12 protein-coding genes are annotated in these 14,460 nt (G+C 39.0%); 6 read left to right on the top strand and 6 right to left on the bottom strand.

Translation table 11 applies throughout. The features are described 5' to 3' along the window. Positions 1-82: 82 nt before the first annotated feature. Both CH377_RS03390 and CH377_RS03385 read right to left on the bottom strand, forming a co-directional pair. Positions 83-967 carry a M1 aminopeptidase family protein gene (locus tag CH377_RS03390; RefSeq protein ID WP_243401945.1) on the bottom strand — a complete coding sequence of 295 codons (885 nt, stop codon included), beginning with the start codon at positions 965-967 and terminating at the stop codon, positions 83-85. A 38-nt stretch (positions 968-1,005) separates the two neighbouring features. Next, entirely contained in the window at positions 1,006-4,191 is a 3,186-nt protein-coding gene (locus tag CH377_RS03385) for a SpoIIE family protein phosphatase (protein ID WP_100722400.1), read from the bottom strand. Between the two features lie 188 nt (positions 4,192-4,379). Here CH377_RS03385 and CH377_RS03380 point away from each other — a divergent pair, with 188 nt between their 5' ends. Continuing rightward, positions 4,380-5,690 carry a dicarboxylate/amino acid:cation symporter gene (locus tag CH377_RS03380; RefSeq protein WP_100722399.1) on the top strand — a complete coding sequence of 437 codons (1,311 nt, stop codon included), beginning with the start codon at positions 4,380-4,382 and terminating at the stop codon, positions 5,688-5,690. Further along, positions 5,687-7,012 carry an MATE family efflux transporter gene (locus CH377_RS03375; protein WP_100722398.1) on the top strand — a complete coding sequence of 442 codons (1,326 nt, stop codon included), beginning with the start codon at positions 5,687-5,689 and terminating at the stop codon, positions 7,010-7,012. Before CH377_RS03380 ends, CH377_RS03375 begins: the two co-directional genes overlap by 4 nt. On the opposite strand, the gene CH377_RS03370 is transcribed toward CH377_RS03375, so the two are convergent. Together CH377_RS03370 and CH377_RS03365 are read right to left on the bottom strand one after the other, a co-directional pair. Continuing rightward, positions 7,005-8,450 (bottom strand): Vgb family protein, encoded by a 1,446-nt coding sequence (locus CH377_RS03370; RefSeq protein ID WP_100722397.1) that lies wholly within the window; start codon positions 8,448-8,450, stop codon positions 7,005-7,007. The genes CH377_RS03375 and CH377_RS03370 overlap by 8 nt on opposite strands. Next, complete coding sequence (locus CH377_RS03365; protein ID WP_100722396.1) at positions 8,447-9,391, bottom strand: site-2 protease family protein; 945 nt, start codon at positions 9,389-9,391, stop codon at positions 8,447-8,449. Before CH377_RS03365 ends, CH377_RS03370 begins: the two co-directional genes overlap by 4 nt. Before the next feature lie 150 nt (positions 9,392-9,541). On the opposite strand from CH377_RS03365, the gene cysE reads away from it, so the two are divergent. Both cysE and CH377_RS03355 read left to right on the top strand, forming a co-directional pair. Further along, positions 9,542-10,255 carry a serine O-acetyltransferase gene (gene cysE / locus CH377_RS03360; protein ID WP_100722395.1) on the top strand — a complete coding sequence of 238 codons (714 nt, stop codon included), beginning with the start codon at positions 9,542-9,544 and terminating at the stop codon, positions 10,253-10,255. Positions 10,256-10,341: 86 nt separating this feature from the next. Continuing rightward, positions 10,342-10,608: a hypothetical protein gene (locus tag CH377_RS03355; protein ID WP_100722394.1), complete on the top strand. Its 267-nt coding sequence runs from the start codon at positions 10,342-10,344 to the stop codon at positions 10,606-10,608. Between the two features lie 53 nt (positions 10,609-10,661). Here CH377_RS03355 and mpl36 read toward each other — a convergent pair whose 3' ends face one another. Then, positions 10,662-11,567 carry an RlpA family plasminogen-binding lipoprotein MPL36 gene (gene mpl36 / locus CH377_RS03350; protein ID WP_100722393.1) on the bottom strand — a complete coding sequence of 302 codons (906 nt, stop codon included), beginning with the start codon at positions 11,565-11,567 and terminating at the stop codon, positions 10,662-10,664. A 103-nt stretch (positions 11,568-11,670) separates the two neighbouring features. On the opposite strand from mpl36, the gene CH377_RS03345 reads away from it, so the two are divergent. Then, entirely contained in the window at positions 11,671-12,579 is a 909-nt protein-coding gene (locus CH377_RS03345) for a tetratricopeptide repeat protein (protein ID WP_100722392.1), read from the top strand. Between the two features lie 79 nt (positions 12,580-12,658). Next, on the top strand, positions 12,659-13,549 hold the full coding sequence (locus CH377_RS03340) for a tetratricopeptide repeat protein (protein ID WP_243401944.1): 891 nt from the start codon (positions 12,659-12,661) through the stop codon (positions 13,547-13,549). A 23-nt stretch (positions 13,550-13,572) separates the two neighbouring features. Here CH377_RS03340 and folP read toward each other — a convergent pair whose 3' ends face one another. After that, a complete protein-coding gene (gene folP / locus CH377_RS03335; protein ID WP_423789904.1) occupies positions 13,573-14,436 on the bottom strand; it encodes a dihydropteroate synthase in 864 nt (287 codons plus the stop codon). Positions 14,437-14,460: the final 24 nt, after the last annotated feature.

The following is a 14,460-nucleotide window of genomic DNA, read 5'->3' as shown; positions in this document are numbered from 1 at the left end:
CGGAACCGATCAGATCAAATCAAAAAAGAAATTCGTCTAGAATTCACTGTTTTGTATAACGAATGCAATATAAAAATCAAGCTTAAAGTTTTTCTATGTCTTGGATTTTCATAAAAGAGTTGGGAGTATAAACGCTGTAAGGTCCTGCTTCTACCCAACCTTGTAGGATCTTATTCCAATCTTTTCTCTGAACCTTATTCAAAATCTTGAAAACTAGTTCTGTGTTCAACATTTCAGAAGAAGCAACCTGTTTCAGGAATGATTTATACCCTTCGTACCCCAATTCTTTATGAATGATAAATTGAGTACGCACTGACTTGGAGTAGAACCAAGGCCCCAAAGAAGGATTAGTAAGATGAAAATCCTTAGAAAGAGGAGGATCGTTTTTGGGGATCACTTCTGCAAGACCCCATTCTTCCGTTACTGATTGGAGCTCATCCGCATCCAGTTTCAGATAACCTCTTTTGGACAAAAGATAAGGCAAATATGAAACGATTCCTTCGCTTAACCATGAAGGTTCAGTAAAATAATAATGTCCCAACTCATGTAATAACAATGCAGGATAACCGGGAGGGACTAGGCCCAATTCCATAAATATCCCGAGTTCTTTTCCTAATTCTCCGGATACATTATTGTATCCGCCTACTCTTGCTCCATTTAGAAACACAGTGTCTTTTAAGACCAATCGTATCTTATCTTTTTCAGAAGAGGGTATAGATTTGAATATTGGAGAAGACGCCTGATGAAATGGGATCCCCAAATAAGATTCATAAGCGTCTAATATCTTTTTTGTTTTCTCAAAAGCGTATTTGTCCCATTCTTTCAGTTCAGTTTCATTTCGAACTGCTAATCTAATCTCTCCTCCTTTTAATCTAAAGGAGAAGTTTGATTCGTTTGTTTTAGGGGACTTCTTATTCTGAGAAAAAATAGGAAGAACAGAAATTAAAAATGCGGAAAGTATTCCCATCCGCATCCATAAAGAGAACTTAAGAAAGAAACCGCCTGTCAACGATCTCTCTCTATCAAACGGATCAGTTTATGAGCGTTTTCGTTCCCTGGTTCTTTTTGTAATACTTTACGAGCATATTCTTCTGCTCTATCATACATTTCCATCAAACGATAGATATCAGATAGATTGATCGTATTGGAAATATTATTAGGATCGATTTCCAAAAGTTTCAAACTCGCAGTCAAAGCTTGGTCATACTTGCCCATCTTCTTGTTTGCAATAGAAAGATAGAACCAATACTCATGAAGATCTGGATCTGTTCCAAGATAGTTATTCAAAACTTCTACAGCAGTATTATAATCTTTACCTTTAAAGCTGAGAAGTCCCAAAAGTTTATTCAATCTTTGGTTGGCGCTATCATGCATATAGCCTGTTTTCAGAAGTTCTAATGCCTCGTCCAAACGTCCGGTTTTATACATCTTCTTAGCATCTTCATAAACGGAATCTGTATTTAATGCTTTGTCGATATGATCAGAAGATTCGAAAATTTCTTCGATCTCGTCGCTTTTAGGTTCTCCTTGGAACTCTATCTTGAGAAGAGAAAGGTCATCTGTGAGTTCTCCGGTTTTACGGATCTCGGTTTCAATATCTTCCAGATTTGCTTTTGCAGTTTCTACATGCCGGAGAAACAACATTTCGTCTTCGTTAATAGTACGGATCGTCTCTTCAGGAGTTAGATCCACATCATCTCTACCGTCCGAGCCAAGGATGATAATATCACCTTTTTTAAGTTGGAAACTTCTTACCTTAAATTCGAATTCTGAATCCAGACCTAATTTTCTGAGAGTTAGCCCGTCTTCTATAAAACTTGCCTTTCCATCTCTATACAATACGGAGTAAGGATGCTCAGCGTTAAAATACCAACATACCCCAGTTTCATCTTCTATCAAATAGAGAGAAGCGGAGATCACCATTGAACCGTTGAACGATTTGAATACTGCGTGGATCTCATCGTAAATTTCAGTTAACCACTGCTCGGGAGTTGCATCCAAAATCCTATTGTTTGCCGCTGAACGTGCGAGAATGGAGTTCATAACAACCCCCATTACCAGCGCACCACCCGCACCCTGCATGGATTTACCCATTGCATCACCGTTCATGGAAACTGTATAACGTTTGAATGAATCAGGGCGTCCTAATCTTAAATTTCCAGTTACACAGATATCTCCGCCCAGGTCGGAATGTTTTCCTCTGAACTCGAATTGTTTCTTTTGGCGAATGATAAAATCAGTAGAAACCAATTTGGATTTGTTTGCGTTATAGAAGAGAGGTTTTGCCAATAATGAAGTTAAGAAATAGTCACCATCCTGCTGCACTTTGAGGCGTTGGACTTCTTCCATCTTCTCCTGGACTTCTCTAGTTCTTTCTCGAACTTTTTCTTCCAGGTTTTCTGCATAATCTTGTAGTTCTCTTCTGGCTTGTTTGATAGAAGCCACCATCGCGTTAAATGAGTCAGCTAAGAACCCGATCTCATCTCGGACCTTGACTGGAACCACTACGTCCAGATCTCCCTTGTTTACCTTTTCCACCCCGGAAAGAAGACTATTGAGAGGATCCACTAAACTGTTTTTGAAGAAGAGTGGAAACAATGCTAGAACGATAAAGATTACCGCGAGTAAGATCCCGGTTTGTTTCACAGCAGTCGGGTGCATGAATTCTCTATACAATCTATAAGAGAATCCAACCTCACTCATCTGTTTTTTTTCAGGTTGGAATTTCATAAAGGCAACATAATGCCCTGTTCCATCTTGACTTCTTCTGTAGTGGCGGGTTTCGCTGGGTTTAAAATATCTAAAATATCTTAGAACTTCAGAACGAAGTTGTGCTTGGTCTAAATCCTTTCCATCCCAAAGACAATCTTCTGACCAATGAGAGAAAATTTCTTCTTTAAAGCCGAACTCTGAATCTCCTAAAGCATTTACGAAGTCTCTTCCCTTTTTACAGAAAGATCCTCCTACAATTGCTTCGAGTCTATTCGTAGAAACGAAAGCTCGTTTATTCCATTGCTCTGCACTTTCTAAGATAAGTTTTTTGAGTTCTGCATCAGAGAGATCTTTTTTATCTTCCAATAACTTTTGGATGAAACGTTTATAACCACCGAAATAAGTATGAGTTCGGTCCAAAAGTGAACTTATGGATTTTCTAAATCCTTCTTCTCTTAGATTACGGATCTCTTCGTAAGTAGTGACGTTTTGTAAGTCAGCTTCTATCTCTTTAAGATTTAGTTCTTTATTAGGATCATATTCGGAAGAATTTAAACTTTCCTTGGAATCATCCCAATGGAAGGCGTACTCTATATCTCCGGATTTTACACCATTCTCCAGAGCTCTTTCTATATTCACCATACGCAAACTATCGTATTCTGCGTCTTTTTCTTGGCTGGAGATATAAACTAAAGCCTGCATGATCAAACAAATCGTAAAGAGTGTGATCCCAACGATCTTAACCATGAAGGTAGTACGTTCAGCGCTATTATTAATAAATGCGATTACTAAGAACGAGAACGCAGTTAAGAACAAAATTACGTTCGAAGTCATGTACGTAGAACGTTCCATCACTCCGTCTCGGCTGAGAATATTCGAAATATTCGGATAAATTGCTGCGATCAAAAATCCAATATTGAACATGAGAAGGGCGATCCTTCTCTTGTCCTTGGTGATCACAACTCTCCATGCAGGTACAATTATAAAACCCACGATAGAGAATATTCCAATCACCAATGCAAGATAACGGCTGGCATCAAACGCATTAAAGTCCCAATGATGAGCAGTGAAGTGATAGATCTTCTCTGAAATATAAGTGAAGTATACAAACAAACTTACGGTGATCACTGAAACAGAATGTTCAGCCATCAAAACCCATTTCGCTATACGTTGGTTGCTGTTTCCAGGAAACCTTAGTAAGAATTGGGTGAAGTGAGCAAGAGCAAATAGAATGAATCCGCCAGTCATCCAACGGTGATATGCTGCGATTGGATGATATAAAAATGCTGCTAAGAAGTATCCAGTCTCGAATACACCTAATAGCATAAAGCCAATTCCAAGATGAGTGGTAGCTATTGTCCTATTCTTTAGGGTAAGAAAGAAGATCCCGAGGAATATGGTGGTCAGTGTGACCAATAAACTTCCAAATGAATAATAATTAAAAAGGACCAGGTCCCAAGAAATCGGATTTAACCCCATAAACTCCTGCAAGCAATTCCGGATGCCGGACAATCGAAACTGACTTCAAACCGAATCTTTTATTTTTAGTTTACCGGTTCCGGAATTTAACTTCAGAACAGGTAAAAAATCGGCTAAAGCCTTCACTATCATTTTGAAAAGGGAAAAATCAATAGAAAAATAAGAATGCGACTCCTATTCTGTCGAGTATGTCCGACGACTCGAACCGAAACCTTCCGAATGTTATTAGATTTCTTCCTTTAGAGAAACTCTGGTTTAGAGTTTTGTTAGGTTTGGTATCCGGACTTTTAGCAGGTTTATATCTAAGTCCTGAAAATTCATTGGTTACCCAAGAAATTTCTAAGCCTGTTATTTCTTGGTTAGGGCTTCCCGGGCATTTCTTCCTGATCTTGTTACAGATCATCATGATTCCCTTGGTATTTTGCTCTATCGTTTTGGGAATACATGCAGGCGAGACTTTGGATAATCTGAAAAGTTTCGGATTAAAAGCATTCTTATACTTCGTATTTACCACAATATTAGCCGTATCGATCGGAATGATCTTAGCAAGTACGATCAAACCGGGAAGTTTTGTAGATCCGGCCGGGATCCCAAGAGTGCAGGTCCCGAACAAAGTATCCGAATCCTCTGGCACTGTTTCAGTGGAGAAGGTCCCTGAATTAATACTTTCAGTTCTCCCAAGAAATCCATTCCAAACCTTCGCGAACGGGGATATGTTAGGAGTAGTTTTACTCGCCCTGTTAGTTGGGATCGCGATTCTTTCTATAGAACAACAAAGTGCAGCTTACGTTCTTCCGGTGTTCCAAGCAATATTCAAAACAAGTATGATATTTGTACAATGGGCAATGAAGATCGCACCATTTGCAGTCTTCGGACTTATCGCTCAGATCACTGCTAAGATTGGGCTCAAAGTTTTATTAAGTCTCGGAGTTTATTTTCTCACAGTTATAGGCGGTTTGGTCCTAGTGCTGATCATGTATTCCATCATACTGATTCTTGCCACGAGAAAGAGTCCGATTTGGTTTTTTAAACAAGCAGGAGAAGTACAACTTCTTGCATTCTCCACTTCCAGTTCCGCAGCAGTTCTTCCTTTTTCATTAAAAACAGGAATAGAGAAGATGGGTGTCTCTCGAAAGATCGCAGAGTTCATTCTTCCCTTGGGAGCTACGGTGAATATGGATGGGACTGCACTTTACCAAGCGGTAGCCACTGTATTCTTAGCTCAAGTATACGGAATAGAATTAACAGCGACCAATCTAACATTTGTACTCATAGCAACTGTGGTAGCTTCAATCGGGACTCCAAGCACTCCTGGACTTGGTATCGTGATACTTGCATCTATTTTAGCAGGCGTAGGAGTTCCTACAGAAGGGATCGGAATTATTTTGGGAGTGGATCGTATTTTGGATATGTGCAGAACCACTGTGAATGTCACGGGGGACCTGGTTGCATGTAATGTTTTCCAAAGTATAGAAGATAAAAAACGACTGAGCACCTGAGTCTTCTTTTGGAAAAAAAATTTCTCATTCTTACATTCTATAATATAGTCGCAAACTTAACAGTCCCGCTTACAAGTTTTGCCGACGTTGCAGTGCTCGGCCAATTAGAATCACATACCTATGTAGCGGGAGTCGCTCTATCCAATGTATTATTTGATTATCTATTTTGGGGATTTTCATTCTTAAGAATGAGTACTACAGGTCTTACTGCCCAAGCAGAAGGAAACGAAGACAATAAAGAATCCTTTCAGATACTGTTAAGATCTTTACTGCTAGGTCTTGGGATTGGTGTTTTGATCCTACTTTCTAAAACTTACTTAGAAGAATTTGGATTTTCCGTTTTAGAAGGGGACGAAGAAGTAAAATCCGCAGGTGGGGAATATTTTGAATCCAGGATCATTAGCGCACCTGCGACACTCTGTAATTTTGTACTCACAGGTTGGTTTTTGGGAAGATCCAAAAGTGTTACTGTTTTAGTAGTAACCGTAATTGCAAATCTAGTCAATATAGGACTGAATATTTGGTTTATTCTATTCTTAGATTGGAAAGCTTATGGGGCAGGCATTGCAACTTCCATCAGCCAATATCTAATGTGTGCATTTTTCCTCGTTTTATTAATCAAGGAGAAGGACCATTTCTTCCAAGTTTATCATAAGATACGGATCTTTTCTCTGAAAGGATATATATCTTTGCTCTCTTTGAATTCGGATATAATGATCCGTACATTACTTCTTATCACGACATTCAGTTTATTTAGAAATTACAGCTCCGGTTTGGGATCAGAAACATTAGCTGCGAACGCAATTCTTCACCAACTGATATTGATCGGTGCATTTTGGATAGATGGTGCGGCGATTGCAATGGAAACAGTTGCAGGAAATCTAAAAGGGAATAATAACTTAGAGGGCCTAAGAAAGATCCTAAAAATGGCGATCGTTTCAGGGTTTCTGATCTCTTTACTTTTTTGTATTTTGATCCTTCTTCCTGCCGGGTTCTTGTTCGAATTATTTAGCAAATCCAAACCGGTAGTAGCTCTCGCAAAAGAATATGGTTATTGGATCGCACCGGTTTTGATCTTTGGATCTTTTGCATTCATATTCGATGGTTTCTTCTTAGGAATTTCAGAAGGTAAAATACTTCGAAATTCGATGATTGCAAGCTCCATCATATTCTTCTTCCCTATCGCTTACTTGGGGAAAATACAAAACAGCAATCATATTCTCTGGCTTTCTCTCTCTTCCTATATGTTAGGAAGAGCGATCACACTTGGAATTGTTGCTTATAGAAGATATTTTATAACTCGGCAAAGATCTTTCAGTTAGAAGAAAGATCCGTACCTTTAGGAAGAAGTGTAACTTCTATCTCCGCTGGAAGTGGTTTCCAAATTTCGGAATCCTTTGCTTTGAATAGAATAGGAGAAGGTAAAGCGGCCCATGCTTCACTGCGGAAAAGATCTACCATATCTTCTCCTTTTTGATAAGCACGAGAAGATTCTATCTTTTCCGGTTTTACACTGGCCAGAGGAACCCAACCAAAACTCGGAATATAAATATCCAAGGTATCCTTGAAAGAAGGATTAGAATTTCCCGAAAAAACTAAACTTCTCACAGGTCGGACAGGCAAACCCGAATCTAGTAGAGACTTTTTCAAACTGTCCCAATCGGAACGGAATAACCTCGCATCGAAAATTTTATCTAAGAAAAAATTCCCAGCCTTCTCTTTTACTGAAACCCTATTTTTGGTAAATGCGCTTAAATCAGTAGGAATTTCTTCCTTCTTCTTTAAAAAATCGTCTAGGACGTAATATCTTACGTTAGTTGTTCTTGCTTCAAAATGATATTCTAAGGTCTGGGGTCCTTTCGGATCATCAATGCCCAATTTTTTAGAAAGAGCACGGACTCCCATCACCATATCCCCTTTAAATTTAGGGTCCTTGGTTTTTAGATTTCGGATCCTTTGGTGTTCTGTTGTAGGAGGAGGAAGAAGTCCAAGGACTCCACCGACTAAAGATGCCTCGTCCAAAGAATATTTGATCTTTACATTGATCAGATAAGTAGCTTCACCGGAAGCAAGGAATCTATCAGTTTCTACAAAGGAGATTTTTTTGACCTCTCTAGTAGTTCTATCTACTACGTAGATCCTGCTTCCTAAGATCGCGATCCCTCTAATATCTTTGGAAGGAGAACGAATTGAACCTGTTATCTTTCCACTTGTAGGATCATATCGATACACGTTTCCATCGGAAGAATCGGTGATCCAAAGACTATCTCTTGCAAAGCAAATATCTTTCGGTTCAGATCTATCTGTTAAGAAGCCGCCAAAAAAACTTTGAGTTCCCTTATCATAAACGGAAACCTTTCCCGTATCCGAATCCAAGATATATAAGTAATTTTGGAAGTTCGCAATCCCACCTATTTTGTCTATTGGAACCTGTATCCTTTCTGTCACTCCTCCAGTGTTCGGTTCAACTTTCAGAACGACTCTTTTACTCGCTACGAAAAGTTTGCCTTCTCTTGGATCGAAATTTAAACCTGCGATGAATGGAATTCCAAGATTGAAAGCTTCTTGTCTACCGCTTGGATCTACACGAATAATCGCTCTTCTTTTGCTATCGGCGAACCAGAAATTTGTTCCGTCATAAGAAAGACCGTAAGGACTTTCGGTTAATTGAATGTCTACGTCACCTTCTTCTTGCGAATGGATCGAAATAGAGATGATTAGAAAGAGTAGGATGGAAATTTGAAAGATCAGTTTTCTCATTTTGAAAATACTTCGAGTAGAATATTCCAGAGATCTTCTCCTAAACTGCTCTTTGCTCCGGAAGAGGATACAACAGTGATCGGAGAGATTGGAAAAATAAGCAGGAAGGATAATAACATACCCCAACCAAATATCTTTCTAAATTTACCAATTGGATAAGAAGCATCCGGGACAAAAGGATGTTCCACTCTGATAAAATAATAGATGAGCAATCCCCATAAGATCCACGAATAATTCCAAAGGGAAAGCAAAAGAAATGCAGAAAACAAATAGTAGATCCACTTTCTATAACCTTCTCCCGCTAATGAATAAACAACATGGCCCCCATCTAATTGACCGAAAGGTAATAGATTTAGCGCAGTAATTAAAAGCCCTACCCAACCTGCAAATGCCAAAGGATTGTATTCCACAGTAAAGAGAGAAGAATCAAAAGGTCCTAAAATTTTCTGGGATAAAAGGTAAGTGAGAATACTATCTCCAAAATGAATGTCCATCAGCTCCGGATGAGCTTGTAGCAAAGCGGTTCTTTCTGCTAGAGAAACTAATTGAGAATTATATAATCCGATCACTATGCAAGGAATAGAAAGTACCAGGCTCATTGCGGGTCCCCAAATCCCGATATCGAATAATTGGATTTTATTTCTGATAGGTTCCTTGATACGGATCACTGCACCCATTGTCCCTACTGGTGAAAATGGAACTGGCAAAAAATAAGGAAGAGTTGATTTGATCCCATAATATCTGGCGGCCAAGTAATGCCCCATCTCATGGCAAAAAAGAATTCCAAGAAGTGAGAAAGAATAAGGAGTTCTGATCCGAAATATTTCAGAGATCGTTGCAGAGTTTAGATAAGGAAGCCTGAATATATCATCTTGAAAGGTTAAGGTAAAAAAAGTCAGAACGAAAAGAAGTACGTTCCATCCGTAAGACGATCTGTTCAATTTTTTAGACCGTTTTCCTTTAGATTCCGACTCAAGTCCTCTCTCAAAATGATTCCTCCTTTACATACCGGCACATGGTTTCAGGTTTATTCATAACTAAAGATAACATTATTCTTCTATCGACCGTCAAAGAAGAACCGGGATAAACATTTGTTCGAAAACATCAAAGCAATTAAAAAAAACGATCCGGCAGCCAAGTCCTATTTGGAAGTCATTTTATGTTATCCGGGTTTACATGCGCTTTGGTTCCACTCCCTGGCTCACTTTTTATATAAGATCAAAATCCCATTATTTCCTAGAATCATCAATACTTTCGCACGATTTTTGACTGGGATAGACATTCACCCGGGAGCAAAAATTGAGCCTGGGATTTTTATAGATCATGGCCAAGGTGTTGTTATAGGAGAAACTGCGGAAGTAGCCAAAGGTTGTCTGATCCTACAAGGTGTCACATTGGGTGGAACAGGTAAGGAAAGTGGCAAAAGGCATCCTACCTTAAAAGAGAATGTAGTAGTTGGGGCCGGAGCAAAAATTTTAGGAAATATCGTTATCGAAAATAATGTTCGGATCGGTGCCGGTTCCGTAGTTCTTAGAGATGTCCCTGCAGATTGTACTGTTGTAGGAGTTCCGGGAAAAGTAGTCCGTTCCAAAGTTGATTTTGGAAAAGAAGGAGAAAGAATGCTGGATCACGGAGAACTTCCTGATCCTGTCGCAAGAGTTTTCTCTATTCTAGTCGAAAAGATAGATACTTTGCAAAAAGAAGTGAACGAACTATACGCAAAATCCAACCTTAGAGAGAAAAAATCCGCCACAAAAAACGAAGACGATGAACTAAACGAGTTCATCCACGGCGGTGGGATCTAAATTTAGGAAAGATTTTTTTTGACAAACTGACCTTCTTCCTTATCCTTTGGGCTATATTCGTTAGCCGCTTTTGCGGTAGAGGGTTTATGAAGTCGAAAATAAGAGCGATTTTTCTAATTTGTTTTTCTGCAATTCTACTCTATTCATTTTCAGATTGTGGACTTTTAGTGAGCCATGAGGATCTTTGCGCAGAAGATCTAAAAGATTATGATAATTGTTTTGCAATGTTATTAATAGCCGATCCCGCTTGTGGCCAAGGAACAGGCACATGTCTTCCTGGATACGTTCAACTATCGAAAGCAATTTGTGCTAGCAGAATGAAAGTCAAAGGTTGTAGGGCTCATAGGAATTAAATAAAAAAGCCTCCGAACTGGAGGCTTTTTCTTTCAGAGACCGAATGAGAGTTTTATTTTTTAGGGATAAAACAATCCACTCCGTCTTCTTTCAATTTGGATTTTAGAAGGTCCGCTTTTGCGCGATCCATAAAATCACCCATCTGTAGAACGAACATACCATCTCTTTCGAAAAGATATACTTTCTCACCATATTCTGCAGAAAGATTTTTTCTGTAGTCTTCAGCGAGTCTACTGTTTCTAAAAACCCCTACTTGGACAGTTTGTCCTTTAGGAGCTCCTTTTACTAATGGAGCCGGGGTCACAGCTTTTTTAGGAGTCAATCTTTCCGGTTTGTTTTCCTTTAGAAGAGCTTCTTCGTCTTCCAAACCTTCCATGTCTTCTGACTCTCCAGCCGCTCCACCTTTACTTACTACAGTAAGACCAACTCTTGCAATTCCTACATCTTTGAATTCTAAATTCTCAGCTGCCTTTTCAGAAAGATCTATGATTCTATCTTTTACGAAAGGTCCACGGTCGTTTACTTTTACTAAAACTTCTTTATCGTTTTCCAGATTTTTCACTCGAACCACTGAACCTAATGGAAGGCTTGGGTGAGCTGCAGTCAGTTTTGTTTTGTCGAAAATTTCTCCGCTCGCAGTTGGCTTGCCATGAAATTTAGGACCGTACCAAGAAGAATATCCGACCTCGTCGAATTCTCCATTGGAACCTGATTGTTGTCTGGAAGGGGTTGTGGCTTTTACAGGTTTATTATCCGCAAGAAGATCATCCAATCCTCTGGAAGCGGAAGAGTTCTTAGCCAGAACCAAATCTCTTTTGGACTCTTGGTCCATTGGAACGATTTCTTTTTCAAAAAATATTTCGGAAGGATCTCCGGACGCGCTGATACTTCTTCTTGTTTCTGAAGAAGCGCAAGCTGTGACTGTTATCAACGCGAAGATAGCGGCTATCTGTTTCATTTCGGACCTCTGTCTTTCTATGTTATATTTTCGGAGGTTTTTACATTTTACCTGAAGTTTTTTTCAGGTTGTTTTCTGGGGAAATTTAGTCGATATTCCGGATATGACCGAGGCCGATATCAAACGAAAGTTCAACGAGGCTTTAAAGCTCGAAAAAGACGGGAAAATCTCCCAGGCGGCCAAGGTATATTCTGAAATTTTGGGCATGAACCCCAAGTTCCAAAAAGCCTACTTAAACCTTGGTGCACTTTACTCTCGTACTGGTGACTCTGAGAATGCGATCAAGACCTACCAAAAGGCGCTCGAACTTGGAAAAACCACTGAACTTTATTATAACCTCGGTGTGGAGCTGTATCGACTCGGAAGTTTAGATGCTGCGGTTAAGGCTCTTAAGAGTTCACTTGAGCTGAATAAAAAGTATCTAAACTCTCATCTTCTTCTCGCTTATTGTTATAAACAATTAGATCGTCCGGATAAGTCCGAACTTTATCTGAAGAATGCGATCAAATTAGATCCTAAAAATAAAACAGCTTATGCAGCACTTGCTACCATCTACTTTGATACTGAAAAATGGGAACAAGCTTTTGCGGCTGCTAACATAGCGATCCAGATCAATCCGAATGATCCTAGAATGGAAATCCTGATGACGGAGATCCATGTTAAACTTGGAAATTATAAACAATCGTTCGAAACTCTTAAGAAAGTAACTTCAACCGCTCAAGGATTTGTGCAGTTCAATGACTCTATTAAGCAAGCAAAACAAAAGCCTAAACCTGAAGAGAAAGTATTCTTTGATAATCTAGAAGTTTTAACCCGAAAAAAATTAGATGAATTTAAGAATAAACTCACTCTCTCTAAGGAAAGTCCTCAGGATTTCGAGGCTCCGGAAGCACAGGACGCGCTTGATCTTTCTCTTATGTATTTGTTTCATGGAGATTCAGAGCGGGCCTTAAAGTATCTATTATATGCGCAGAAAAACCTACAGGAAAATCCCACTTCTGAGACCGGTTAATCTTTTTCTTTTACCCTTCCTTTTATTCTTCTCCTGCTTATATCCAGTCAGAAACAACGAACTGATCGAAAACGATCCTATGTTTCTATATCTTCCTTCAACTGATTATACAAGGGAGAAGGTAGATTCAGTAAAAAGTCCATGGGAGGCAAAAACCCATAGGGGAAAAGCGATCCTTGCTCCTGACAAAAATAATCTGGGTATTTTATTCGTAAAATTCTCTCTCATCGATGATGCAGAAGAAGAATTTCTGAGTTCACAAAAACTTCTGTCTAATAATCCTATTCCAGCACTCAATCTATTACGTTTATATTATCTAGTGGATGATATTTCGGAAGCTAAAAAATTCTTGCAAACATTCCTAAAACAATCACCTCCAATTGAACGTAAAAAATTCGAAAACCTTCTAATAGAAACACAAAGAGAAGAAGAACTTGTTATCTTTAGAGATGCACTCTCTACAATTCCCGGCCAAGAAGTATATGCATGGGAAGGATTAGCAGAATATTTTTTCTCCAAACAAGAATGGTCTAAAAGTTATTATTATTTGGAGAGAATCCTACAACAAAGTCCGTTCCATAAAAATGCAAGAGGCCTAATGTTAAAGATGGCCCATATTTTAGAAAAATGGGACGATGTTTTAGTTTTCGGATTGAGCTTGAACGGAACTGGAGAAAGAGTTCCGGAATTAGAATATTATATTGCTCATGCATATTATGAGAAAAGAAGATATGCGGAAGCATTGGATTGGCTTCACAAAGCACCAGAATCCGAAAAAGAATCTTTGGTGTTTTTAGAATTATGGAAACTTTCCCTACTTTCCAAAAATCCTAAGGCTGATGTTTCTCCACTTCTTCCTTATTTTAGAAAACTGAAATCTAAAGGATTACAATTTACCGAAGAAGAATTTTTTCCCACTTTGACTCCGGAAGGAAAAGAAGCAATGGATCGAATTCGTTACGGACTATAGTCGCTTCGCTCCTGAAGCCCGCGTTATGGACTATAGACTCCGTGAGACATCTCCCAAGTTTTCATTGCTAATAAAAAAGATTTAGGAGAATGAGTTCTGATCATAGGAACTCCCTTAGACCAAAGATATGTTTCGGAGATCGCAGTCGGAACAATTCTGTCTTCTACAGGTAAACCGCCCAAAGCATTTCCTAAAAAAGATTTTTTAGTAACCGAAACCATTAGATTCGGAAACTCAGAAAGGATTTCGGTAATTTTAGAAAGAACTGCAAAACTTACCTTATAATCCGGACTTAGAAAAAAGCCCATACCTGGATCCAAGATCAAACGATCCGCCAGTCCTAAAGTTTCAAAAGATTTTGCTCTTTCCCTAAAAAATTCCAAAGCAAGAGGCACTACTGTCTCGGGTTTTAAATCTGAGAATTCAGAAGCCTTGATAGAATGATCCTGGGAAAACATTGCCACATACTTTGTATGCTTATTCTTCGTTTCTTTTAGCAAATCCAAACTTTCCTGATCTACAAAACCTCTGATATTATTGATATAATCTACGCTGGCTTCTAGTGCCTTTCGAATGACATAGGGTCGGAATGTATCTATAGAAATTTTAACCTTCTCCTTTTTAAGCTCGGAGATGATCTCTTTCATTCTATCCCATTCAACCTGTTCGGAAATTGGCTCTGCTTTTATATTGGAAGATTGGGCCCCGATATCGATTACGTCTGCACCTTCTTCTATTAGGGATTTTGCCTTGGCCAATGCCAGGTCCTCGCGCAGATATTTTCCCCCATCTGAAAAAGAGTCACTGGTTATGTTCAAAACCCCGAATAAGATCGGTTTTGGAGGGAAAATTTCTCCCTGGGTTCTGCTTGGAACGTCCGTTTCCATCTTAGTTTCCATCTTGATACTTGG

It is taken from the genome of Leptospira haakeii (assembly GCF_002812045.1).
In the GTDB taxonomy this organism is placed as follows: Bacteria; Spirochaetota; Leptospiria; order Leptospirales; family Leptospiraceae; genus Leptospira_B; species Leptospira_B haakeii.
Note: the sequence above shows the minus strand (reverse complement) of the source record. Positions and strands in the feature narration are given on the sequence as shown.